The sequence below is a fragment of the Streptomyces sp. NPDC002886 genome, from assembly GCF_042888445.1.
Lineage (GTDB): Bacteria > Actinomycetota > Actinomycetes > Streptomycetales > Streptomycetaceae > Streptomyces.
The window spans coordinates 377,070-399,862 of record NZ_JBIAPV010000006.1; the positions used below are offsets into that span (position 1 = coordinate 377,070).

General features: G+C 70.7%; 27 protein-coding genes and 2 pseudogenes. 16 read left to right on the forward strand and 13 right to left on the reverse strand.

Features of this window, described 5'->3' with window-relative positions:
- The first annotated feature begins 108 nt into the window (after window positions 1-108).
- Both ACFYYB_RS27815 and ACFYYB_RS27820 read left to right on the forward strand, forming a co-directional pair.
- On the forward strand, window positions 109-468 hold the full coding sequence (locus ACFYYB_RS27815) for a DUF1622 domain-containing protein (RefSeq protein ID WP_389438382.1): 360 nt from the start codon (window positions 109-111) through the stop codon (window positions 466-468).
- 253 nt (window positions 469-721) lie between these two features.
- A complete protein-coding gene (locus ACFYYB_RS27820; protein WP_389438383.1) occupies window positions 722-967 on the forward strand; it encodes a hypothetical protein in 246 nt (81 codons plus the stop codon).
- A 77-nt stretch (window positions 968-1,044) separates the two neighbouring features.
- On the opposite strand, the gene ACFYYB_RS27825 is transcribed toward ACFYYB_RS27820, so the two are convergent.
- The 6 genes and pseudogenes from ACFYYB_RS27825 to ACFYYB_RS27850 form a co-directional block, all read right to left on the reverse strand.
- Window positions 1,045-1,350, reverse strand: coding sequence for a WhiB family transcriptional regulator (locus ACFYYB_RS27825; RefSeq protein WP_389438384.1), 306 nt, complete (start codon window positions 1,348-1,350; stop codon window positions 1,045-1,047).
- A gap of 134 nt (window positions 1,351-1,484) precedes the next feature.
- Window positions 1,485-1,865, reverse strand: a complete 381-nt coding sequence (locus ACFYYB_RS27830; protein ID WP_389438386.1) for a hypothetical protein — start codon at window positions 1,863-1,865, stop codon at window positions 1,485-1,487.
- 86 nt (window positions 1,866-1,951) lie between these two features.
- Window positions 1,952-2,186 (reverse strand): annotated as a pseudogene (locus ACFYYB_RS27835) (thiamine pyrophosphate-dependent enzyme); the annotation flags it as partial.
- A 24-nt stretch (window positions 2,187-2,210) separates the two neighbouring features.
- Window positions 2,211-2,795 carry a DinB family protein gene (locus tag ACFYYB_RS27840; protein ID WP_389438387.1) on the reverse strand — a complete coding sequence of 195 codons (585 nt, stop codon included), beginning with the start codon at window positions 2,793-2,795 and terminating at the stop codon, window positions 2,211-2,213.
- A 555-nt stretch (window positions 2,796-3,350) separates the two neighbouring features.
- Window positions 3,351-3,623, reverse strand: coding sequence for a DUF3253 domain-containing protein (locus tag ACFYYB_RS27845; protein ID WP_389438388.1), 273 nt, complete (start codon window positions 3,621-3,623; stop codon window positions 3,351-3,353).
- Window positions 3,624-3,776: 153 nt separating this feature from the next.
- The gene (locus ACFYYB_RS27850) at window positions 3,777-4,055 is read right to left on the reverse strand and encodes a GlsB/YeaQ/YmgE family stress response membrane protein (RefSeq protein WP_389438389.1); all 279 of its coding nucleotides are present in this window, start codon (window positions 4,053-4,055) and stop codon (window positions 3,777-3,779) included.
- A 316-nt stretch (window positions 4,056-4,371) separates the two neighbouring features.
- On the opposite strand from ACFYYB_RS27850, the gene ACFYYB_RS27855 reads away from it, so the two are divergent.
- The 5 genes from ACFYYB_RS27855 to ACFYYB_RS27875 all read left to right on the forward strand — a co-directional run bounded on the left by ACFYYB_RS27855 (window position 4,372) and on the right by ACFYYB_RS27875 (window position 9,242).
- Complete coding sequence (locus ACFYYB_RS27855; protein ID WP_389438391.1) at window positions 4,372-5,568, forward strand: PP2C family protein-serine/threonine phosphatase; 1,197 nt, start codon at window positions 4,372-4,374, stop codon at window positions 5,566-5,568.
- A gap of 62 nt (window positions 5,569-5,630) precedes the next feature.
- Complete coding sequence (locus ACFYYB_RS27860; protein WP_389438393.1) at window positions 5,631-5,861, forward strand: hypothetical protein; 231 nt, start codon at window positions 5,631-5,633, stop codon at window positions 5,859-5,861.
- Between the two features lie 318 nt (window positions 5,862-6,179).
- Window positions 6,180-7,472, forward strand: a complete 1,293-nt coding sequence (locus tag ACFYYB_RS27865; RefSeq protein ID WP_389438470.1) for a cation:proton antiporter — start codon at window positions 6,180-6,182, stop codon at window positions 7,470-7,472.
- Window positions 7,473-7,623: 151 nt separating this feature from the next.
- Window positions 7,624-8,646 carry a DNA topoisomerase IB gene (locus tag ACFYYB_RS27870; protein ID WP_389438394.1) on the forward strand — a complete coding sequence of 341 codons (1,023 nt, stop codon included), beginning with the start codon at window positions 7,624-7,626 and terminating at the stop codon, window positions 8,644-8,646.
- A gap of 101 nt (window positions 8,647-8,747) precedes the next feature.
- A complete protein-coding gene (locus ACFYYB_RS27875; RefSeq protein WP_389438395.1) occupies window positions 8,748-9,242 on the forward strand; it encodes a hypothetical protein in 495 nt (164 codons plus the stop codon).
- A gap of 19 nt (window positions 9,243-9,261) precedes the next feature.
- On the opposite strand, the gene ACFYYB_RS27880 is transcribed toward ACFYYB_RS27875, so the two are convergent.
- The 3 genes from ACFYYB_RS27880 to ACFYYB_RS27890 are packed head-to-tail and all read right to left on the reverse strand — an operon-like array spanning window position 9,262 to window position 11,901.
- Complete coding sequence (locus tag ACFYYB_RS27880) at window positions 9,262-10,290, reverse strand: NAD(P)/FAD-dependent oxidoreductase (protein ID WP_389438396.1); 1,029 nt, start codon at window positions 10,288-10,290, stop codon at window positions 9,262-9,264.
- Window positions 10,287-10,823, reverse strand: coding sequence for an isoprenylcysteine carboxyl methyltransferase family protein (locus ACFYYB_RS27885; RefSeq protein WP_389438397.1), 537 nt, complete (start codon window positions 10,821-10,823; stop codon window positions 10,287-10,289). The genes ACFYYB_RS27880 and ACFYYB_RS27885 overlap by 4 nt, the downstream gene beginning before the upstream one ends.
- A 7-nt stretch (window positions 10,824-10,830) precedes the next feature.
- Window positions 10,831-11,901, reverse strand: coding sequence for a type III polyketide synthase (locus tag ACFYYB_RS27890; protein ID WP_389438398.1), 1,071 nt, complete (start codon window positions 11,899-11,901; stop codon window positions 10,831-10,833).
- Between the two features lie 89 nt (window positions 11,902-11,990).
- Between ACFYYB_RS27890 and ACFYYB_RS27895 the strand changes: the two genes are divergently transcribed.
- Both ACFYYB_RS27895 and ACFYYB_RS27900 read left to right on the forward strand, forming a co-directional pair.
- Window positions 11,991-12,899 (forward strand): UbiA family prenyltransferase, encoded by a 909-nt coding sequence (locus ACFYYB_RS27895; protein WP_389438400.1) that lies wholly within the window; start codon window positions 11,991-11,993, stop codon window positions 12,897-12,899.
- A gap of 765 nt (window positions 12,900-13,664) precedes the next feature.
- Window positions 13,665-14,828, forward strand: a complete 1,164-nt coding sequence (locus ACFYYB_RS27900; protein ID WP_389438401.1) for an aromatic acid exporter family protein — start codon at window positions 13,665-13,667, stop codon at window positions 14,826-14,828.
- A 90-nt stretch (window positions 14,829-14,918) separates the two neighbouring features.
- Here ACFYYB_RS27900 and ACFYYB_RS27905 read toward each other — a convergent pair whose 3' ends face one another.
- Entirely contained in the window at window positions 14,919-16,016 is a 1,098-nt protein-coding gene (locus tag ACFYYB_RS27905; RefSeq protein WP_389438402.1) for a glutamate--cysteine ligase, read from the reverse strand.
- Window positions 16,017-16,236: 220 nt separating this feature from the next.
- On the opposite strand from ACFYYB_RS27905, the gene ACFYYB_RS27910 reads away from it, so the two are divergent.
- The 6 genes and pseudogenes from ACFYYB_RS27910 to ACFYYB_RS27935 all read left to right on the forward strand — a co-directional run bounded on the left by ACFYYB_RS27910 (window position 16,237) and on the right by ACFYYB_RS27935 (window position 20,789).
- Window positions 16,237-17,091, forward strand: a complete 855-nt coding sequence (locus ACFYYB_RS27910; RefSeq protein WP_389438404.1) for an STAS domain-containing protein — start codon at window positions 16,237-16,239, stop codon at window positions 17,089-17,091.
- A pseudogene (locus ACFYYB_RS27915) lies at window positions 17,088-17,438 on the forward strand (STAS domain-containing protein); the annotation flags it as partial. The gene ACFYYB_RS27910 and the pseudogene ACFYYB_RS27915, both read left to right, overlap by 4 nt.
- Before the next feature lie 86 nt (window positions 17,439-17,524).
- The gene (locus ACFYYB_RS27920) at window positions 17,525-17,938 is read left to right on the forward strand and encodes an anti-sigma regulatory factor (protein ID WP_389438406.1); all 414 of its coding nucleotides are present in this window, start codon (window positions 17,525-17,527) and stop codon (window positions 17,936-17,938) included.
- Window positions 17,926-19,158, forward strand: coding sequence for an ATP-binding protein (locus ACFYYB_RS27925; protein ID WP_389438407.1), 1,233 nt, complete (start codon window positions 17,926-17,928; stop codon window positions 19,156-19,158). The genes ACFYYB_RS27920 and ACFYYB_RS27925 overlap by 13 nt, the downstream gene beginning before the upstream one ends.
- Window positions 19,155-20,507, forward strand: coding sequence for a PP2C family protein-serine/threonine phosphatase (locus ACFYYB_RS27930; protein WP_389438409.1), 1,353 nt, complete (start codon window positions 19,155-19,157; stop codon window positions 20,505-20,507). Before ACFYYB_RS27925 ends, ACFYYB_RS27930 begins: the two co-directional genes overlap by 4 nt.
- A 66-nt stretch (window positions 20,508-20,573) precedes the next feature.
- The gene (locus ACFYYB_RS27935) at window positions 20,574-20,789 is read left to right on the forward strand and encodes an STAS domain-containing protein (protein ID WP_389438411.1); all 216 of its coding nucleotides are present in this window, start codon (window positions 20,574-20,576) and stop codon (window positions 20,787-20,789) included.
- Window positions 20,790-20,859: 70 nt separating this feature from the next.
- Here the strand turns inward: ACFYYB_RS27935 and ACFYYB_RS27940 are convergent, their stop codons facing one another.
- The 3 genes from ACFYYB_RS27940 to ACFYYB_RS27950 are packed head-to-tail and all read right to left on the reverse strand — an operon-like array spanning window position 20,860 to window position 21,876.
- Entirely contained in the window at window positions 20,860-21,126 is a 267-nt protein-coding gene (locus tag ACFYYB_RS27940) for a DUF4235 domain-containing protein (protein ID WP_389438413.1), read from the reverse strand.
- Window positions 21,123-21,578, reverse strand: coding sequence for a DUF3618 domain-containing protein (locus ACFYYB_RS27945; protein ID WP_389438414.1), 456 nt, complete (start codon window positions 21,576-21,578; stop codon window positions 21,123-21,125). Before ACFYYB_RS27945 ends, ACFYYB_RS27940 begins: the two co-directional genes overlap by 4 nt.
- Window positions 21,579-21,627: 49 nt before the next feature.
- Window positions 21,628-21,876, reverse strand: coding sequence for a hypothetical protein (locus ACFYYB_RS27950; protein WP_389438416.1), 249 nt, complete (start codon window positions 21,874-21,876; stop codon window positions 21,628-21,630).
- 553 nt (window positions 21,877-22,429) lie between these two features.
- Between ACFYYB_RS27950 and ACFYYB_RS27955 the strand changes: the two genes are divergently transcribed.
- A complete protein-coding gene (locus ACFYYB_RS27955) occupies window positions 22,430-22,783 on the forward strand; it encodes an STAS domain-containing protein (protein WP_389438417.1) in 354 nt (117 codons plus the stop codon).
- Window positions 22,784-22,793 lie beyond the last annotated feature (10 nt).

A 22,793-nucleotide genomic window follows, 5' to 3' on the forward strand; every position in this document is an offset into this window, starting at 1 on the left:
TGGGAGACGCCGGCGACGGCTCGTGTAGGAGCGTGCACGCGGGTAAGAGCGGATCCATGAACGCCGTAGGGGAGTTGCTGTCCGAGTCCGGCGTCCGGCGTCCGGGAGATGATCGGCTGGCTGGTGCACGTCATCGAGGCTGCCGGCGCACTGATCATCTTCGCCGGCACTGTGTGGGCCTTCGCCCGGTTCGCCACGACCGGTCTGCGCCGGCGTTCCCTGATCGGCGAGTTCAACAAGATCCGCCTCAGTCTCGGACGTTTCCTGGTCTTGGGGCTTGAGTTCCAGCTGGCGGGCGATGTCCTGCGCACGGCGATAGCCCCCAGTTTCACCGAGATCGGCCAGCTGGCGGCCATCGCGGCCATCCGCACCGTCCTGAACTTCTTCCTCACCCGAGAGATCGCACAGGAACGCGCCGAGATCGAACGGAACCAGAAGGAGCCCGCGCCGCAGGCTGCGGCCCCCTGACCATCCGACTCCTCCGGGCCACCGGTGTGTGATGCGGGGCGGTGGGGAACACGGGCTGACGAGGTGATCGACTGTGCCCAGACCGGGCGAGGTAGCCGGCCGCATTCGGGCGGCCGTCACGGAACGAATCGAATACCTGCGGGGCGTCGCACGAGGCCCTGGAAGTGAGCGGGACTAACTAACCCTGGGGGTCGAATCGGTGGTCGCGGCGGTGGCCGCGTGGGTGATCGCCCGCTACCTGCCGCCTCCGACCGTGTCCACGTTCGCACCGTTCACGGCGCTGGTCGCCCTGCAGGCCACGGTGTACCGCTCGGTCCACGACTGCGTCCAGTACCTGGCCGCGATGGCGGCGGGGGCCGCACTCGCAGGCTCCCTGGCCGCTGCGGCGGAAATCCATGGGTGGGTGGACGGCAAACCTGTGTGGTACCGGCTACACGGCTCGAAGGGCTGGGTCTCGGCCCGCTACGTACACAACCTGCAGCCGGTCCGCCCCTGTTGAGACCGCGGACAGGGGTGCGGCCCCGTGATGTGGGGGCCGCACCCCTTTCCGCAGTACGTATGGGCTGACGGCTTGGGTCAAGCGGTGGACGTCAGCGCCGAGCGCTCCGCCTTCGTGGCCGCGAGCCGGCGCCGCTCGCGTTCGCTGAGGCCGCCCCAGACCCCGAACGGCTCTCCCACCTTCAGCGCGTGCCGCAGGCAGTCGCGCTGCACAGGGCACAGGGCGCAGACCTCCTTGGCAGCCGCGTCCCGCCGTTCGCGGTCCTGGCCCGGCTCGCCCGCGTGGTGGAAGAACAGCCGCGAACCCAGCTCCCGGCAGGCGGCTTCCTCCTGCCACAACCAGTGGTGCTCGGCACGACCGGGCAGACGCGGCACGTTTCCCATCCTTGGAACCCCCATCGGATCAAACGCGACTACGGATCTCGCACGCGCGTGCAGATTCGTTTCTCGCCTGACCCGTGAAGCCCGTTTGAAACAGCAGGAGTCCACGCGGCCAGCCCACCCCGGACACGGTCGGTTCAGGCTCCGCCGCCCCCGGGGCTCTGCGTCGCGCGTCGTGCCCGCCGGGTCCGGCGGACGAACAGGACGGCCAGTACGCCCGCGGCCGTGAGCAGCGCAGTGCGGTTGCTGCGGGCCGCGTTCACCGCCCGGCCGGCCTTGCCCCGTACGGAGTCGAGGTCCGTCTCGTCCACGAGCTGGCCGAGCTGGTGGCCGACCTGCGCCGCCGTGTCCCGTAGCCGGTCGGTGACCTGTGCGACCTGTTTGTTGAAGGCGGCGGACTGCTCCGCCTTGGAGGCGAGCGCCGTGACCGTACGTCCGAGCTCCTTGCAGGTGCGGGTGACCTGTCGGCGGAGCTCCTCTGCGGTGGGGACGGACGTGTCGCCGCGTATCCCTGCCATCGTCATCTCGGTGCCCTTTCTTGGCGTTCCCTCGAGCTCTACTCGCACTCGCTCGCGTGTTGCGCGGTTACCCGCGAATGGACAGCTCAGCCTTCTCCGCCCGAGAGGATCTCCTTGACCTTGGCGACGGCGAAGCCCCCAGCCCTGGCCGGCCGTCGGCTTCGCCGGTACGGCCACCTCCTCCGGGTTGGTCAGGACGTCCAGCAGGACCGGTCCCGGAGTCGCGAACGCCCTGCGTACGCTGTCGTGCAGATCGGCCGGGTCGGTGACGCGGATGCCCGTGATGTCGAGCGCGGAGGCGACCGCGGCGAAGTCGGGGTGTCACGTCATGTCGTCGAACAGTCCCTACGCGGTGGTTGGTGTGGCCATCCTGGCGGCTTGCTCGATCTTCGCGAAGTAGGCTGCGCGGGCTTCCTCGTCGATCGACTGCTCGTGTTCGGCGCGCATTCCGGTCCGGCCGTCTACGCCCTCGCGCAGGATGTCGGCGTGCCCGGCATGCCGGATGGTCTCGCCGAGGACATGGACCATGATGGCGAACAGGTTCGTGGCGGCATGAGGCTCCGGCCACCAAGGCACGTGGCCGGGGGCGTCGAGGGGAAGCTCGTTGATTGTCGCGTCCGAGTGTTCCCACGTGCGCCGGTAGAACTCGACGATCTGACCACGCGTCTCGTTCTCGGCCGCCCATTGATCGCTGTCGTCGGAGTCCTGCCACCGGCACAGCGGCTCCGGACAAGGACGGTCGAAGACCTCACCGAAGTACCTGGCCTCGACCGTGGCCACGTGTTTGACCAGGCCGAGGAGGTTGGTCCCGGTCGCCGTCAGAGGCCGGCGCGCGTCGTATTCGGACAAGCCGTCGAGCTTCCAGAGCAGCGCCTCACGGTCCCGCCGCAGTCTCTTGTGCAGGTTGCCTTTCGCGAAATCATCGATCATGCGGCACGAGCCTGCCATGGGCTGCTCAAGATCCCGTACACGGTCCACAACGACTGGCGGAGCCGTGGTTAGCTACGGTCACCGCCCCGACCTGCTGCAAGGAGCTTAGAGACCTGTCCACGTGAGACAACCTCTTAGCCGAATGCACGGAAGGCCATTTAAAGGATGGCGCGTATTCCACTCCAGACCTACTCGTTCACCATGCCCGGATTCTCCCGGGTCTTAGCCAGCTTGAACTGACATGCCGCCTGGAGATAACGTTTTCCGGTAATTTCGCCCTGGTCTTGCCTGCTGCCCTTGCTATGGCTGCTCTATTTCGCAGGGCGGAGCGTCCTGGCGGCGGACCTCGCCGGTGGCACCGATGCGCGGCGTCGGCCCGTCGCCCAGCAAACCGTCGCCTTCGGCGTACCGGTGGCGTTCTCATTCCCCCTGGGACTGCCCGGCCTCGCAGTGGGCACGCTTGTTCTCTACCGCGACCGCCTCGGCCGTCTCCGAGTGCGACTGAATTTCTGAGCCGCAACCAAGGGCAACACTGATGGATTCAGCCGGCGGAGATCAGCGAGGGCGGCGGATACGGATCGGGCCGCGGGCGCGTGCCGGATCGACTGGTTGGCCCGCTTGGGTAATCTCCACCTCGCCAGTCGCGGCCAGCCGACGGGCCGCGCGGCGGACCGGTTCCATGAGCGCGCGCCAGCCCTCATCCTTCCCTTCATAGACCGCTCGCGCAGCGTCCGAGGGACAAATCGAAGCGGTCGGGCCGCGGCGCTCCAACAGTTCCAGGATGACCCGTTCCAAACGCCGATCCGCCGGTTGTTCGGTATCCGTCATCGCGTCAGTATCGCAAGGGGGGCGGGGCAGCGGCCTATTTGGCTTCGCGTGCCCCTCTCGTCTCCGGAGAGCCGGTGGGTGTGCCGTCAGGCCGAAAGAAGGCTCCCCCTCAGGTGAGGGGGAGCCTTCTCCGTAGGAATGCGACTGGGTCGCTCAAGCGTGGCTGTGGTGACGCTTGTTTCCGGTGACCAGTCGGTAGACGGCGAGGAGGATGACCGAGCCGATGATGGCGGCGATCCAGGTCGAGAGGTCGAAGAACCCGTCGATCGAGTCGACACCGAAGATCACCTTGCCGAGCCAGCCGCCGAGCAGTCCGCCCGCGACACCGATGAGCATGGTGATGATGACGCCGCCCGGGTCCTTGCCCGGCATCAGCGCCTTCGCGATGAAGCCCGCGAGCAGTCCTATCAGGATCCAAGCAATGATGCCCATGCGCTTCTCCTACCTCGATGAATAAAGCTGTTGTTAGCACCCGTCTGCACCGCGCCGAGGTTTTCAAACGTTCGAATCCCGAGCTCCCGGTTTGGTGGCCGCGCGCCTGCCCCCTCTTCGGGGACACGGCTGAGTACCGGGCGCACCCTCCGGCCCGAGCCGGCGCCCGGGTTCGTACCCGGAGATGCTCGTCCGTGCATCCGAAGCGCTGCGCGGGAGAGAATACGTGGAAGAGATATGTCCAGTTTCGACTATCTGGACAGTGTGGATTCCGCTGCGTCGGCGGATGGGTCGTCCGTGATCGATGGAGGCTGATGTGGAGCGCGACCGACTGGCACTGGCCTCGGTTCTGGAGGCCGCGGAGGCGGCCGCGCCCGTGGATTCCCTCGATGTCGTGGCCCGCAACCTGCGCGACCGGTTCGACGCGCGCTCCGTATCGTTCCTGTTCGTCGACGTCGTGGGCCGCCGTCTGCTGCGGGTCCACGACACGGCGGGCGCGCAGCACGAAAACCGCGCCCGCCAGGTCCCGCTGTCCGGCAGCACCGTGTACGACGAGGTCCTGTGCTCCCAGAAGGTGGTGCTCGCGGCGAACGGCGGGCAGGGACAGCGGGTTCTCGCGCCGGTGACGAACCGCGGTGACACCGTCGGCGTCCTGGAACTGTTCCTGCCCGAGGTCACGCCGGAGGTACTCGTGCAGGTGGAGGGGGCCGCGCACGCGCTGGCGTACATCCTGGTCACCGACCGGCGGTTCACCGATCTCTACCACTGGGGCAACCGCACCACCACCGTCAGCCTGGCCGCGGAGATCCAGCGCCAGCTCCTGCCGACCGCCGCTTCCTGCGAGGCGCCGCAGTTCACGCTCGCCGGGGCTCTGGTTCCCGCGTCCTCCATCGCCGGGGACACGTACGACTACAGCCTCGACGCCCACACCCTGCACCTGTCGATCACCGACGCCATGGGCCACGACGTGGATGCCGCCCTCATGGCCACACTGCTGGTCAGCGCCTCCCGCGGCGCCCGCCGCGCCGGCGAAGACCTGGCCGAGCAGGCCCGCCAGGTCCACCAAGCCCTCCTTGACCACGGCCGGCAGACCATGGCAACGGGCCAGCTCCTGCGCATCGCACTCGACGGAAGCAGCACCCAGCTCGTCAACGCCGGCCACCCCTGGCCCCTCCTCCTTCGCGAAGGAGCGGTCACCGAGCTGCGCCTGGCCGTGAACCTCCCCTTCGGCTGCGCCTCCCTCACCCGCCCCCACACAGTCCAGGACCTCGACCTGCGCCCCGGCGACCGGCTCCTGCTCCACACCGACGGCATGCAGGAACGCGACGCTGAAGCCGTCGACCTCCCGGCCCTCCTGCGCAAGACCATGGCCGAGCATCCACGCGAGGTCGTACGCACTCTGGTCGGCGCGGTCAGCGACGCCTACGACGGAGGGCCGCCGAAGGACGACGCGACCGTCCTGTGCCTCGACTGGCACGGCCCCCACGGCCAAGGGCACGGAACGAACAACTGATCGTCGTGGCAGGGAAACCCTGGGGGGGCGGGGCGAATGGGGTGGGAGCCCACAAAGTCCTGTTGGACCTCTCGGACGCGCCGCTGAGCACGGCCGCGGTGAGTACGGTCGTACGGACCCACCGCATGTGCCGCTCCGCAGGCGCACCGCTGGCCGTCGTCGCGACGACCTCCGAAACGCGCCGGACGCTGGGGGCCCAGACGAGCGCCGACGGCCTGGACGTCCAGTCCACCCGCTCCCTGGCCGTCGCCGCGCTCGCGGACGCTTCGGCCCCGGTCGCCGCAGCCGCGTAGAGCCCAGCAGGCCGGCCTGCCGGTGGCGTGACGCCGGCGGCGGCCCGCCCGTTCGCACACGCTCGCCGCACAGGGCGGAGCCCCCCGGGGGCTCCGCCCTTTCGTCGTTCGGCTGCCTGCCGGGCAGCGCGGCCGCCGCTCGCACGGAGTGCAGGTCCCACGCATCCGTGGCCACTGGAAACCCCGGTACGCCTCCGCGGCGTCCCGGCGGTCATCGCGCGCTCAAGGGGCAGGGCGTACGGAGGCTGCAAGTCCCAAGATCGGGTAGGCGGTCCTCACGAGGGTTTCGCATGGGAATGGTGATCGGGCTTGCTGGGTTTGACCGGGATCGACGTGGTGTATGCCTGCGCGGGGCTGGGGGCGCTGTGTGCGGCGGTGCTTCCGACCGCCCTCGCGAAGCGGCCCCTGTCCCTGCCCATGGTGTTCCTTACAGCGGGGTTCCTGGTGTTCCTGCTGCCGCTCGACGCACTGCCGACGCTCGACCCCGTCCGGCACCGGGGCGTGGTGGAGCACCTGACGGAGGTCTGTGTCGTGGTCGCGCTGATGGGCGCGGGTCTGGCCATCAACCGGCCTCCGGGGCGGCGTGCCTGGTCGACGACGTGGCGGCTGCTGGGCCTGGCCATGCCGCTGACGATCCTGCTCACCGCGGCCGTGGCGGGGTGGCTGGTGGGGTGGCCGCCGGCCGTGGCCCTGCTGGTGGCCGCCGCGCTCGCCCCCACGGATCCGGTCCTGGCCGCGGAAGTACGCGTGGGAGAACCGACCGACGATGAAGACGACGAGGACGAGGTCCGCTTCGCGCTGACCAGCGAGGCCGGCCTCAACGACGGCCTGGCCTTCCCCTTCGTCCTGGCCGCCATCGCCCTGACCACGGCTTCGGCGACGGGCTGGTCCACGGAGGGGCTCTGGCACTGGGTGTGGAGCGACATCCTGGTGCGCAGCGCGGTAGGGCTGGCGGTCGGGCTCGGTGTCGGTCGGCTCCTCGGCTGGATGTTCTTCCAGGCCTCCTGGAAGGCGGTCCGGCTCTCCGAACACCGCGAGGGCTTCGTCGCACTGGCCGCCACCTTCACCGCGTACGGGGTGACTGAGCTGCTCCACGGCTACGGCTTCCTCGCCGTCTTCGTCGCCGCCTGCACGATCCGCAACTCCGAGCGCTCCCACCGGTACCACCGCGTCATGCACGCCTTCACCGATCAGATCGAGAGGCTGCTCACCGCCGTCATCCTCTTCCTCTTGGGCGGTTTCATCGCCGACGGTGGCCTCGCCGCACTGACCTGGCGCGGAGCCGTTCTCGGGCTCGTGCTCTTCCTGCTGATCCGCCCCGCCGTCGGCTGGGCCGTCCAGATGCGGGGCAGGGCCGTCGGCAAGGAGCGCATCGCCATCGCGTTCTTCGGCATACGGGGCATTGGTTCGTTCTTCTACCTCGCCTACGCCTTGGGTGAAGCCGACTTCGCCGCCCCCGCCCGGGAGCTGTGGGCGGTGGTGACCTTCACCGTGCTCTTGTCGGTCCTCCTGCACGGTGTCGCAGCCACCCCCGTCACCACCCGGCTCGACCGTGCGGCCCCGGAGGGACCAGGAGAACGACACCCGGCCGGGCGAGACCACTCTGCGTGACTGGTCCATGCCCCGGGCGAACGGGGTGGGGCACCAGCCCTGGGGTATAAGTCGTACATGAACCAGACAAAAGCCCCTAAACGGCGCGAAATGGCGCCTCGGAGTCACACCTGCGCCTGCGCCTATGGCCACGGCGGGGAAGTCGGCTGCCGTGCGCCTGCGGACGAGTGATCCCCACGCACCGGGGTGGCGGCGTGTGCGGCACGGCCGCGGTTTCCGCTATCTGGACGCTGCCGGGAATCCCCTGTCCGCGGCTGACCGGGAGCGCGTCCGCGCTCTCGTGATCCCGCCGGCGTGGCAGGACGTGTGGATCTGCCGGTGGCCGAACGGACACATCCAGGCCGTGGGCACGGATGACGCCGGGCGACGCCAGTACGTGTACCACCCCACGTTCCGGGAACAGCAGGACGCCGCGAAGCACGAGCACGTCCAGGACGTCGCCGGCGCGCTGCCACGCCTGCGCAAGCAGGTCGCGCGGGACCTGGCCGGCCGCGGCCTGACCCGTGTCCGCGTGCTCGCCTGCATGACCCGCCTCCTCGACCTGGGATTCCTCCGCATAGGCGGGGAGCGCTACGCCCGTGACAACGGCAGCTTCGGGCTCACCACGCTTCTGCGGGAGCACGCCGTCTGCAGAAAGGGTGAGATCCGGCTTCACTTCCCCGCGAAGTCGGGCAAGGAGGTCACCCGCGCGATGGTGGACGAGCGGGCCCACGCGGTGGTCTCCGCCCTTTTGCGGCGCAAGGGCGAGAGCCCGAGGCTCTTCGCCTACTGGGAGCACGGAACCTGGCACGACGTCCACGCCAAGGATCTCAACACCTACCTTCGGGACTGTTCCGGGAAGGACGTGACGGCGAAGGACTTCCGGACCTGGTACGCCACCGTGCTGGCGGCGGTCGCCCTGGCCGTCTCCGAGAGCACCGCCGACGAGTCCAGCGCCCGGCGCGGCAGGGTCGTGGCCCGCGCGGTGCGCGAGGTCAGCGACTACCTCGGCAACACACCCGCCGTGTGCCGGGCCTCCTACATCCATCCCCGGCTCGTCGAGCTCTACGAGGACGGTCGGACCATCGCGGACTCCCTCGGCACACTGGGCAAGGACGGCAGCTTCGGCCGGCCTGCCACCCACGGTGCCGTCGAGCGCGCGGTCCTGCGACTGCTCCAGTCCGACGCCGCATAGTCGCCGGGGCGACATGGCGGAGCTCACTGCCGGGTGATCCGGCGTGGCCGACCGAAGCGGCGGTGGGTGTCAGGGCCCTGTGTCCGGGCAGACGGGAAGGCATGTCTGGACTCCATGCACGTCCCGCACTCACCAGCCGCGCCACGGACACCGCCACCCCCGCGCACGCGGCGAACCACGGAGCGCGCGGCGGATTCGCCAGAAGGCTGCGACTGCGGATCCTCGCCTACCGCGACATCGAGTTCCGGTCCTCCCAGGTCCCGGGAATCGCCGACGGCGCCGGGAACGGGCCCCAGCAGGAGTGCCTGCTCCTGGTCCACATCCGCAAAGTCGTCGGGCAGATCCACTACCAGACCTGCGCCGACTGCGGTGAGGGCCTGATCACCGGCATCGACATCGAGGAGCCCTTCCACTCCACCGGGCTCGACACCCGCGCCCTGTCCCACCTCCGCTCCCGCCACCCGGACACCACCTGGCACAGCACCGTCACACGACGCACCACCCGCGGCGTCCTGCGCCGCATGCGCATCCCCGCCGCCACCCCTACCGCCCGGTGCACCCACACGGTCCCGGCTCCCACCTACCGGGCCGCATAGAGCGCGCTCCCCGCGCCCGTCACGCCAGCAGGTTCACGGCGTGCTGGAACAGTCCGGGGAACCGGGCCGCCGCGGGAGTGATCAGAGGTGCCAGCCGGGGCTGGTTGCGGGCCCACAGCAGGGACTGCGTCAGGAGCCGGTAGTTGCGGGAGAGCCGGCGCCACGCGGATTCATAGGCCTGCGGTCGGCCTTCGCGTAGGCAGCGCACCAGTTCGGCGGCGGCCGTCAGGGCCAGGGCGAGTCCCTCGCCCGTCAGCGCGTCGACGTACCCGGCGGCGTCGCCCACGAACAGAACCCGGCCCGCCACCCGGCAACGGGCCCGCTGGCGGAGTGGACCCGCCCCCCGGACCGGCGTCCGGTCCGCCGCGCCGAGCCGGGACACCAGCAGCGGGAACCGGGCCAGCTGGATGTCGTACGGGAGCTGTTCGGAGGTCAGAACGGCCACACCGACCTGGCGCGGTCCCAGTGGAGTGACGTACGCCTCGCAGTGCGCGGACCAGTGCACCTCCACCAGGTCGCTCCACGGCTCCGCACGGTAGTGGCGCCGCAGGCCGTATCGCGGTGGCTGCCGGCCCCCGGACGGCCGCTCGGCCAGGCCGAGCGCCCTTCGGGTCGGTGAGTGCAGTCCGTCCGCCGCCACGAGATAGCGGGCGGTCATCCCGTCCGCCGTGACGTACGCGTCGTCCTGGCTCACCCGGCCGATGCGGAGGGGAAGGATCGGGATGCCGAGCTGGACGGCGCGGTCGGTGAGTGCCTGGTGGAGCAGGGTGCGGCGCGCGCCGAGGCCGTGGCCCGACCGGAACGCCGCCTCGGCGCGCCGTTCGCCGGCGGCGTCCACGTAGCGGATGCCGCGCAGGGGCCGGCCCGGCACATGGACGCCGAGTGCGTCCAGAGCGCGCACCGCGCCCGGCATCAGGCCCTCTCCGCAGACTTTGTCGACGGGCGAGGGGCGCGGTTCGGCAATGACGACGTCGAGCCCCGCGAGCGCTCCGTGGATCGCGGTGGCCAGGCCCGCGGGCCCGCCGCCCACGACGAGGAGGTCGATCACGGGGCCGCGCTCGGGACGGGAAGCGGGCGTGCGGGAGCCAGTGCGCCGTCCTCGCAGCGAATGCGCACGGTCAGCAGGGCGGCGTTCAGGAGCGTGAAGCCCAGGGCCGTCAGCCAGGCGGTGTGCACCAGGGGAAGAGCCGCTCCCTCGACGGCGACCGCCACGTAGTTGGGGTGACGCAGGTACCGATAGGGGCCGCCGGTGATCAGCGGAAGTCCGGGGACGATCAGCACGCGGGTGTTCCAGCGCGGGCCGAGCGCGCTGATGCACCACCATCGCAGCCCCTGAGAGGCCAGTACGAGGACCAGCGCGGGCCAGCCGAGCAGGGGCAGGAAGGGCCGGTCGGCCGCCCAGGGCTCGACGAGGCAGCCGAGCAGCAGGGCTGTGTGCAGGGCGACCATCGCCGGGTAGTGCCCGGCTCCGTGCTCGAGGCCGCCCCGGGCCCGGCTCCAAGCGGCGTTGCGGCGCGCCACGAGGAGTTCCGCGAGCCGTTCGGCGGTGACCAGCAGGATCAGCACGGTGTACGGGGTCATGGCGCGGTCACCAGGCCATCAGGACGAGTTCGGAGGAGAAGCCCGGCCCGAAGGCGATCATCAGGCCGGTCGACCCCGGCGGCGGGGCCGTGGCGCGGGTGTCTCGCAGGATCTGCAGCACCGAGGCGGAGGACAGGTTTCCCGTGGCGGCCAGTGCGCGGCGGGAGGGGGCCAGGGCGGAGTCCGGCAGGCCGAGTTCGCCGGCGAGCGCGTCCAGGATCTTCGGGCCGCCGGGATGGCAGATCCAGGCGGTGACGTCCCGGGGCTTGAGGTCGTGGGCGGCGAGGAAGGACTCGATCTCCTCCGCCACGTGCAGTTTGACGAGCTCGGGGACCTCCCGGCCGAGGACCATGCGGAAGCCCCAGTCGCCGACGTCCCAGCCCAGCAGGTGCTCGGTCCCCGGGTACAGGCGGCTGCGCGTGGCCGTGACCACCGGTGCGGACGAGCCGCCCGGGTGCGCGGGCGCGCGGGGGTGGTCGTCACCGATCGCTACGAGTGCGGCCACCCCGTCTCCGAAGAGGCTTCCCGCCACGAGGTTCGCCATCGAGGTGTCGGTGGGCTGCAAGGTCAGGGAGCACAGTTCGGTGGACAGCAGGAGCGCCGTACCGTCCGGACGGCCGGTGAGGAAGTCGTGGACCCGGGCCAGCCCCGCCGCACCGGCGGAGCAGCCGAGTCCGAACATGGGTACCCGCTTGATGTCGGGCCTCAGGCCTGCCCGGGCGGCGAGCCGGGCATCGATGGAGGGCGCGGCGATGCCGGTCACGGTCGTCGAGACGACGAGGTCCACCTCCTCGGCGCGCACCCCCGCCTCGTCGAGTGCCCGCTCGACCGCCTCGGCGCCCAGGTCGACGGCGAGTTCGACGAACAGGCGGTTGGTGTCGCCGAAGCCACCGAGGTCCCGGTACCGGTCCAAGGGGAGGGCGAGGTGTCGCGTCTCCACCTGGGCCGCTCCGTGCAGCCGGCGCAGGAGCGCGCTGTCCGCCCCGGGCGGCAGACAGGTGGCGAGGACGTCGGTGATCTCCTGCTGCGCGTAGCGATGCGGCGGGAACGCCGTGCTCACCGCGAGGACCCGTGTCATTGGTCCAACATAGGGACAGCCGGGCCCGGTCACGCTGAACACGGCCGCCACGGGCGCGCCGGACCCATCCGGACCCCTAGCGTGGTGCGGTGCCCGCCACCACCGACGAAGGAGCCACCGCGCCCACGGCGCCCGCAGCGTCGACGAAAGCGCGGCGGCCCGTCCACGTGGGCTTGGCGGCGCTTCTGAAGGCCAGTCACCCCGTGCCCGCCGCCGCCGTCACCCTCCTCGCGGCGCTGCTGGCCGCAGCCGTCGGGCTCGGACCCGTCGCCGGAATCACAGCCGTGGCCGCGGTCGCCGCGGGTCAACTGTCGATCGGCTGGTGCAACGACCGGCTGGACATGCGGCGCGACGCGGCCGCCGGCCGCCGCGACAAGCCGCTCGCCACCGGGGAAGTACGGCCCGGAGCGGTGACTGCGGCGGCCTGTGCGGCCCTGCTCGCCTGCGTCCCGCTGTCGCTGGCCTGCGGGGCCCTGGCCGGTTGGGTCCACATCGGCTGCGTCACTGCCGCCTGGGCCTACAACGTGTGGCTGAAGCACACCCCCGCCTCCTGGCTGCCGTACGCCGTCGCCTTCGGACTGCTTCCCGGGTTCCTGACACTGGCCTCGCTTCCGGCCGGCCGGCCCCCGATGTGGCTCACCGCCGCAGCGGCCCTCCTGGGAACGAGCGCACACTTCGCCAATGCCCTGCCCGACATCGACGAGGACATCGCGGCCGGTGTGCTGGGGCTCCCTCAGCGACTGGGGCGGCGCGCGTCCATCGCGCTGGCCGCGACGCTCGCCTTCGCCTCATGCGCGGTGGTCGCCCTCGGCCCGCCCGGCCCCGTGACCCTTGCGGGCCGGCTGCTGCTGGGCGTGACACTGGCCCTGTGCCTGGCGGCACTGGCCGCCCCACCCGTCCTGGCGCGCGGCCGGATGCCCTTCCTAGTCATTCTGGCTCTGGCCGGAGCCGACGCCGTACTCCTAGTCCTCGCCGGCCATGCGCTGACCGTCGACTGAAGGCGGTCTCCGGCACTCCGTCAAGACCCTCGCCACTCACACCCGCACCGACCCCATCCCCGACGGCGGAAAGACCGTCTACGCCTACGCCCCCTGGTAGTGGGCGGCCCGACGCGTAGACGGCACCGCTTCCGCCGGAGACGTTCACTTCCCCTGTCGGCGTCGTGACACCCAGATGATCACCGCCACCGCGGCAATGGACACCGCGAATATCGGCAAGTGCCAGCCGTCCGGTATCCATTGACCCCTGGCCTGGGGCGAGAGTGCAAAGTCGGTCAGCATTCTTCAGTTCCTTCCGGAAGGGCAGGCGCTACGGATTCGTGGCGTCTGCCCAGGCCCTTGGTCGTCACGCCTGCCAGTGAGGACCAAGGGCCGGGGCCGTGATCTGTGTGGCGGTGCCGGCGGAGTCGCCTTCGGCCTCTTCGGCCTCCTGCTCGCAGGACACCTCCACCGGACGAGCCCAGAGCCCGGTACGTGCGATATCCGGGCGGCGCCCGCCCCCGCTCCCGCCTCCGGTACGGCGCGGGGCCAGGAGGCGGGTTGTCGGCGTGGGTCGGCCGGTTCGCACCGGGCGTCCTCGGCGTCGGGGCGGGTGTGCAGCTCCTGCTCCGGCCGGGGGGCTGCGGTGAGGGACGCCGCACCGTCGAGGGGCGGGACTGTGCGAGCTGTCGTTCGGTTCCGGCCTCCTCCCCCGAGCATGTCACAGCAGGTCCCTGGCGTTTGTAGGCGCCGTAAGGGCAGACGGGCCCCGGGAGGTGAGGCGTCATGCCGATGCGGCTCAGCGCACCGGGAGGAATTCCGGGACGAGCGAAGGCGGCGGCCGCGCGGGCCGTCGCCTTCGTGCGGCGTGCCGTAGGGACTCCGGGCAGTGAGCGGGACACCCTCCTCCTGGGGGCGAAGACCGTCGTGGCCGCCATGGTGGCCTGGACGGCCGCCCGGCATTTCCTGCCGCCGGCCGTGGCGACGTTCGCGCCGTACACCGCCATGGTGGCCTTGCAGGCGACCGTGTACCGCTCCCTGCGTGACTGCGCCCAGTACGCCCTGGCCATGGCGGTCGGCGCCGCACTCGCCGCCGCGCTGGCGGCCACCGCAGGCATCCACGGCTGGACCTTCGGTCTCCTCACCCTGGTGGCCCTCTGTCTCGGCCGCGCGCGGCGACTGGGTCGGCAGGGCGCCCAGGTCGCCATCGTGGGATTCTTCGCCTTCTCCTCCGGGCAGGGCCGGATCGACTACATCGGCCACCTCGCCGCGTCGGTGGCGATCGGGGCGGTCTGCGGACTCACCGCCCATCTTCTCCTCGCCCCCGCCCGCCACGCCCGCCACCGGCAGACGGCCGCCACCGATCTTTACGCGGAGCTGAGCGAACGGATGACAGGCCTGGCCGACACCTTCGAAGCGACGGCTCCCGACGCCGACCGGGTGCGGCAGTGGCGGCAGGACTGGCGCCGCCTCTCCCGCGACTGCGAGGACCTTCACCGCAGCATCGAGACGGAGGAGGAGAACGGCCTCCTCAACCCCCGGCGCAGCTTCGAGGGCGCCGCTGGCGCCCTGCCCCGGACCCGCGCCTCGGTCAAGATCGCCCAGCGCGCACTGGACCACCTGCGTTCCATCACCCGCACGCTGGACCACGCCGTCGAGAGCCGGGAGATCGATGACCTGCCGCCGGCCTTCCGCACCGGCCTCGCCGCCGTGCTCAGGACTTCGGCCGACGCGATGGACGAGATGGGACGCACCCCCCGCACCGATGACAGCCGTCTTGATCGCACCATCGAGGAAGCGTCGGCCCGGCTCGACGAGGTACACAGAGACTCCCAAAGCCGTCCGGAGGCCCGATCAGCAGCCCCGACCCTCCAGGGAACCCTGCTGACCGACGCCGCGCGCCTCTTGGTCGATCTCCGCACGGGCCGACAGGACCTCAGCAACGCCTGAACCGGACCGCTGGACGTTCCCCGCCACCGGACGCCGAGCAGAAACTCCGCTGGCTACACCGTGATGGGGGCGCCGGGACGTGCCCGGTTTTCAACTGGGCGGTACCGATCCGGTTATCAGTCCAGTCAGTGCTGACAGCCCGCCATCGGCAAGAGCGCGGCGCTGGCGGTCGGCAGGCGTGCCCTCACGTAGGAGGCGGTGCGACAGCGCGCTCACCTCCCGAAGGTCACCGGCGTCCTCCAGGGCGGGTGTGATGTGGCGCATGAGGGCACACAGAACGTCTCCGCTGCTGCCAGGTCGGCCGTCCGGCCCTACGAGGCTGCCGTTCAGTCCGTACCGGGCCGCGTGCCACGTCGCAGCCTGCAGAACCTCCGTGCCGCTCGCCGTTACGGGCGGCAGGCCCGCCTTCTCCTCGGCGATCGCCGTGGTGACCAGGGCACGGATGACACCGGCGAGCAGCACGGCGTCCTCGGCCGTCAACTGGACGTCCGGGCAGCGCACTTCGATGGTCGGGTAGCGATCGGACAGTCTGGCCTGCCAGTAGATCTGTCCCCTGTCGGCTATGACGCCAGAGGTCACCAACGCATCCAGACGGCGCTCATAGTCGGCGAGCCCCTCGAAGTGCGGCGGGGGACCGCTGACGGGCCAGCGGCTGAAGACGATGGTGCGCCAGCTGGCGAAGCCCGTGTCACGCCCGTCCCACAGCGGCGAGTTCGCCGACATGGCCAGCAGCGTCGGCAGCCACACCCGGATCCGGTTGAGCACGGCCACCCCCGTCTCTCGATCAGGCACCCCCACGTGGACGTGCATCCCGCAGATCAGGTGTTCGTCGACGAGTTGCCGTGCCTCACCCTCCATCCGCAGGTACCGGGCCTTGCGAGTGACGGGTACGGGCAGGATCCCGCGCACCGGAGCCGCACCGGTCGCCGCGATCCGGCAGCCGTTGGACTCGGCTGCCGAAGCCAAAGCGTGGCGCAACCGGAGCAAGTGGCCTCCGACCTCCTCGAGCGCCCAGCAGATGGGAGTCGCCACCTCGATCTGTGCCTGCAGCAGCTCGTCCTGCACTTCGCCTTGCTCCGCGAGGGACCCGAGGCCGGCCGTGCGGCTGACTTCCTCCACCATGGGAGTCGGTTCGGCGGTCGCCGAATCCAGCAGCAGATACTCTTCTTCGACTCCGAGGGTGATCACCTCCTGCGGCTACCCGCACGCTCCATGATCATCCCCCCTCCATCCGTCCCTCACTGCGACCGGCCGGGGACTCCTCGGGCTTCCCCGGCCCGTGGCCTGGCGGGCCCGGGCGTGAGCACATCGTGATCTGTACCGCCGGGGCCGAGTGCGTCCCCCGATCGGCGCAATGACCTACAGTTCCGGAGGGGACCGCTCGGTCTCCCTATTAGGGATGTGCGCTGTGGCTGATGAGACCGTGACTGATCGTCTGATCGGCCTGCTGACCGTCCGAGGTGAGGACCTGGGCTCCGAGTGGGCACAGAAGGTGACCCACTCTTTGGGCGGACGAGTGAGCCGCGCCGAGGTGGAGCGCGAGCTCCAGGAGCTGTACACCGCCCTGGTGGCCGCCCTCGGAGACGGCAGCCTGGACGGCCGCGGGGAGGCCTTCGGCGAGGTCCGTGCCCTGCTCACCGAGCTGTCGCGCAACCGCGCCCGACAGGGTTTCAGCCCTACGGAGACGGCCGTCAGCGTCTTCGCCCTCAAGGAAGTGCTGGAGTCGGCCCTGACCGGCGGTGACGCCGACGTCCAGGCTTACGTGCGCTTCACCACCCTCCTCGACTCCCTGGGTCTGTTCACCATCGAGGTCTACACCCGGACGCGCGAGGAACTGATCTCGGCACAGGCCGAGCAGCTGATGGAGCTGTCCACGCCCGTAGTGAAGCTGTGGGACGGGGTCATCGGCGTTCCGCTGGTCGGCACCCTGGACTCGGCCCGCACCATGGTCGTGATGGAGAAGATGCTCCAGGCCCTGATCGACACCGGTTCCGAACAGGCCATCATCGACATCACCGGCGTTCCCGCGGTGGACACCGAGGTGGCCCAGCACCTGCTGAAGACGGTGGTGGCCGCCCGCCTGATGGGTGCGGAGTGCACCATCTCGGGCATCCGGCCGCAGATCGCCCAAACGATCGTGGCCCTGGGCATCGACTTCGGTGACATCGTCACCAAGGCCACCCTGGCCGATGCCCTGCGACACGCGCTGCGCCGCTCCGGCGTCACCTTCTCCCGTACCGCTCCGTCGGCCGGTGCCCGGTGAGCGAGCAGGTTCCGGTCCTTCGCATCGGCCAGGTCCTCCTGGTGTCCATCCAGACGGATCTGGATGACCAGGCCGTCATGCTGCTTCAGGACGATCTCGCCGCCGCGGTGGTGGAATCGGGTGCACACGGGGTCGTCATCGACATCACCGCCGTGGAGATCGTCGACTCCTTCGTGGGCCGGATGCTCTCCACCATCGCCTCGATCTCCCGCCTGCTGGACGCGCAGACCGTCGTCGTCGGCATGCGTCCGGCGGTGGCCATCACCCTGGTCGAGCTCGGTCTCTCGCTCGGTGGGGTGAGGACCGCGCTGACCCTCGACAAGGGGCTGCGCATGCTGGAACAGGCCCGCGCGCTCTCCCTGGGCGAGAACAGCTTCGCCGCCCGGGGCGGATCCGGGCACGAGGGCATCGTGCCGGATGCCGCGGCCGGGCAGTGAACGGGCCTTACCAAGGCCCGCAGGTACTGGAGATCACTGCCAACGCCGGAGTGGTCCAGGCCCGTCAACTGGTACGCGCCCTGGCGCAGGAGTGCCGGCTCTCACTGGTGGACCAGACGAAACTCATCACCGCTGCCAGTGAGCTGGCCCGCAACACCCTCATCTACGGGGGCGGCGGCACCATGACCGCCGCCGTGATCGAGGATCGCGGCCGCCGCGGAGTACGTCTGAACTTCGTGGATCAGGGCCCCGGCATCCCGGACGTGGACCTGGCGCTGACCGACGGCTGGACATCGGGCAACGGCATGGGTCTGGGCCTGTCCGGATCCAAACGGCTCGTCGACGACTTCGTCCTGGACACCGTGCCCGGGCAGGGAACCACGGTCACCATCACCAAGTGGGGCCGGTGACCGCCGTGGGGGAACCGCCCCTGCTCGACTGCGAGGACTCCGCCTGGTTCCGCGATCAGCCCGAGGCCGCCCGTGGCGCGGCTGCCGCGCTGGGCCGCCGTATCGGCCTGGGCGAGCACCGCACCGCCCAGCTGGTCCTGGCGGTCGCCGAGCTGGCGACGAACGTGACCAAACACGCCGTGGACGGCTCGATGCTGCTGCGTGTCCTGCGCAACCGGAACGTGGCCGGAGTCGAGGTCTTGGTCGTCGACGGCGGGCCCGGCATGGCCGACGTCCCGGCGGCGCTCCGGGACGGGGTGTCGAGCACCGGCACCCTGGGCATCGGCCTGGGGGCGCTGCGGCGTCTCGCCGACAGGTTCGACGTCCACTCCGTGCCGGGAATCGGAACCGTACAGCTGGCCCGCTTCTGGCCGCACCCCCTGGATCCCTCGCTGACGCGCGAAGCGGTCGTGGGCGGGATCACCCGTCCCATAGGCGGCGAGGACGTCTGCGGTGACGCCTGGGCCGCCCGCATCGACACCGTCGAGCAGGTCACGCCGGCGCAGGGCGAAGCAGCCGGCCGCGCCGACAGCACCCTCACCGCACCCGACTGGTCGACCCTGACCGGGGCCCGGACCCCGTTCGGACGTCCGGACCGCACCTCGGCGTCATCGGAGCGGTCCCCTCGGCCGGGCCTCAAGTCCCGGTCCGCACTTCTCCGCGGGGCCACCGCGGGACCGGGCCAAGGCGTGCTGGTGATGTCCTGCGACGGGCTCGGTCACGGGCCGATGGCCGCGATCGCTTCTCAGGCGGCCGTCCAAGCCTTCCGCTCCGGGTCCGCGCGCACGCCGGAACAGGCGATGGAGGAAGTGCACCGGGCACTGCGCGGAACCCGCGGCGCTGCGGTCGCGATCGCCCGCCTGGAGCCCGACGGCCGACTGCTGTTCTGCGGGATCGGGAACATCAGTGCATGCGTGCTCACCACCGGATCCCGCGCCAACCTGCTCTCGCACCCCGGGATCGTCGGCCACCAGATGCGTCAACTGCGTACGTACGAACACCGGCTGCCGCCCCACGGGACCCTGGTGATGCATTCCGACGGACTGAGCGAACGCTGGGCCACGAGCGACCTGGCCACCCTGCTCCACCACCCGCCGGCCGTGATCGCGGCCGGGCTCCTGCGCCATGCCGGCACGCGGCGCGACGACGCCAGCGTGGTGGCCGTCAAGGGAGCCTGGTGAACGCCCACGTCCCCCACACCCGGGGGCCCGCTCCCGTACCCGTGGCGACGGTCGGCACCGAACGGGACGTCTTCGCTCTGCGCCGACGGGCCAAGGGGGTGGCCGAAGCCGTAGGGCTCGACAACCGCGACCAGGTGCGGCTCGCCACGGCACTGAGCGAGCTTGGGCGCGACCTCCTGCGGCCGATGCCCATGACCGCGACCTTCGAGGTGCTGCGGGAGCCCGCCGCGCTCAAGGCCACCCTGCGGTGGCATGACGACCGCGTCCCCAGCGGCGATTCGCTCGACGCCGTCATCCGTCTGCTCCCCCAGACGCTCTACCTGCCCGCCACCGACGGAGCCGTTCGGCCGGCCGGCCGAACGCGCGGCGGCCGCATCGAGATCACCTGCCCGGTACCCGAGCTCGCCGCCCGCGACCTCGAAGTGGCGCATGCCCTGGCCCTCATGGAGACGGACGCCCCCGCCAGCGCGATCGACGACCTGCGGTCCCAGACCCAGGACCTGATCGCCGCGCTTGAGGAAGCCCACGCCCAACGCGACGAGCTGGAACGGCTCAACGAGGAACTCACCGAAACCAACGCCGGGGTCATGGCCCTGTACGCGGAACTGACCGTGGAGCACAAAGACGTCGTCGAGCGCTTCGGACAGGAGCACGAGCTCGCCCTGACCCTTCAGCGCACCTTCCTCCCGGCCACCCTCCCCCGGTCCCCCGGGGTGGATCTCGCGGTGCGGTACCTGCCCGCCGCCACGACGGCCGAGATCGGCGGTGATTTCTACGAGGCCATCGACACTCCCCACGGACTGCTCTTGGCCGTCGGCGACGTCGTCGGGCACTCCCTCCAGGCAGCCGTGGTCATGGGCCAGCTCCGGCACGCCCTGCGCGCGTACGCCGCCCAGGGCCACCCGCCGCACGTCCTGCTGCAGCACCTCGACCACTTGCTGGGCCTGCACCAGCCCGGGTGGACCACCAGCGTCTGCATCGTCCTGGTCGAACCGGGAAACTCCCGGCTGCAAGTCGCCAACGCCGGCCACCTGCCGCCCCTGCTCCTGTCGCCGGGCGGTACACCCCGGTACCTGCGCGAACACGGCCCGCTGCTGGGCCTGGGGGTGGAACACCCGCCGGCGGTCAGTCACGCGATCGAATCGGACAGTCTCCTGCTGATGGTCACCGACGGGCTGATCGAGACCCGCGACAGCGACCTGTACGAGCGCATGGAAGTCCTCAGCGCCGCCGCCTCGGCCGGGCCCCGCGAGCCCGAGGCCCTGTGCACGAAGCTGATCGACGTCTTCGCGGCCGAACCGGACGACGACATCATCGTTTTCGCCGCTCGCCTCCGCCGCCCCGAATAGCGACGCCGACTGCCGGCACACCGGACTGGGCGGCCCCGGAACCCGCCCCGGACCCGGCATTCCGCAGTGACATTGCCGTCGGCAGGCATCATCGTGGACGTCAGCCAGGTGGCCTTCGCCGACTCGTCCGTGCTCAACGCGCTGATCCGCCTGAGACGCTCCGACTCCCGGCTCATCCTCGCCGGCCCGATCCCCGCCCGGCTCGCCCGGCTCTGCGAACTCACCGCGGCAGACCAGATCTTCACCATCGCCGACAGCGTCGACGCGGCACGCGCCCTGTAGAGCCGACCGCTTACGCCGCGGAAACGGTGGCGCGGCCGGGGCGCGGTGGAGCGGCCGCCACCGCGGTGGGTCAGCCCGGCCAGGTGCCCGTCACACGCCGGACGGCCACCGCGCCCGTCCGCTCGACCGAGGCCTTGACCACGGCGAAGATCGCACCCTGGATGGCCGCGGCGAGCAGGATTTGCTTCCAGGGCCGGTCCTCGTCGGTCGCGCTGGGAGCATCGCCCTCGCCTTCTACGGCCTTCCAGGCCTGTCTGAACGCCGCGCCCGCGACCATGCCGCTCAGGGCGCCGAGGGCCATCCCTACCGGCTTGTAGGGGATTTGGGAGGCGTTCACTTGCGGCGTCCCCGGCTGCGGCGCACCAGCAGGAAGGCGACGACGGCGGCTCCGGCCACGAGGAGAGGGGTGCGGTTGGCGCGTGCGGCCGTCGCTGCCTGTCCGGCCTTCTCCAGGAGCGGGTCGGGGGTCTTGTCCGCCGCGTACTGGCCCGCCTTGGCCGCTCCGTCCCGCAGCTGTGCCGCGGCCTGCACTGTCTTCTCCAGGACGGGGTCGGGCGTGTTGTCCTTCACCAGGTGGACGGCTTGCCCCGCCTTCTCGCGGATCTGTTCGGAGACCAGAGCTGTCTTCTCCTTGGCCTGGGCCTTGATGTCGGCCTTCGCGGCGAGGGCCTCGACCGTCTGTCCGAGCTCGTCGCGGGTGCGCTCGACCTGCTCGCGCAGTTCCGTGGAGCCGTCGGCGCCGGTGCCGGGGGTGGGGATGCCGATGTTGGTACGGGCGTCTTCGTTCATCGGTGTGTCTTCTCCTCAGTGCGATGTCCCTGCCGCTGACATGGCGCGGCTACCCCGCAACCGTCCCGCCACCCGCTCGGCAACCAATCTTGCGGAAAGGGGCACCGGCCTCGCGGCGGGTGCCGAGGGGGCAATGGTCCATGCGGCGGTGGTCGTCGTCGCTCCAGGCGCGGGTGTCGCGGGGGTCGACGTAGGGCTCCTCGTCCTCGGGCAGCCCGCCGGCGATCGGGGGCCGCGGCTTCAAGTGGGTGACGCCGGGCAGCTTCCTGGCGCCGGTCATCTGGATGGCCGACCACACGGTCAGAGCAGTGTCCCCACCCAGCGCGGAGCCCGCCTGCCGGGCCAGAGAGCCGGAGAAGACGACGATCAGCGCACTGGCGCAGGCCAGGGACCATCAGCGTGACGGTGAGGGCAGGCGCAGCGGAAGGACCTTCCTGGGAGCGAGTTGGTGCCGGGGAAGAGCGCCAAGACTCCGTAGTAGGTGAGCGCCGCGGCCCGGTCGGCGAGTTCGTCCTCCCTGCAGTCCTCCACGGTGCCGCGCAGAGCGCCCTCCACGACCGCTTCGACAGCTCGTGGGCCGATCGGGCTCCCGCTCCTCCACCCGCGGATCCGGTCCCGCCGCGTCCTCGGGGCGGGTTTCCAGCGCCGGTCGTCCCTGGGCCTGGCTTCGATGTGCGTGTCATGCCATGCGCCCTGTCGAGCACCGCCTCACTCACGTCAGCGAGGACGCGCAACAACCGGCGCCGCCCTCGTTCGCGGCGTGGCCCCACAGCGACGCCGGCCGGCAGCAAATCGACCGGCTGACCTGGAAGGATCTGGCCACCGCCCCGGCAGCCTTCTACGCTGTACACATGGAAGAAGCGCAGGACCGCGTTCCGCCCGTAACGGTGGAGAAGCAAGGGCAGCAAGTGATCGTCAGCATCGGCGGCGAGATGGACATCGACCGGACCCCGCTGCTCCAAGAAGCCCTGCACACCCTGATCACCCAGCCCGACTGTCCGCCCGAAGTCGTCCTCGACTTGACGGAACTCACCTTCTGCGACTCATCCGGCCTCAACACCATCCTTCGGGCCCGCCTCACCGCCGAAGCACACGGCCGCCGCCTCACCCTCCACGCCCCCAACCAGCAAGTCACCAAACTCCTCGAACTCACCGGCACCGAACAGCTCTTCCACATCACCCCTGCCTCCGGCACGTCCGACTGACGGCTCCGCA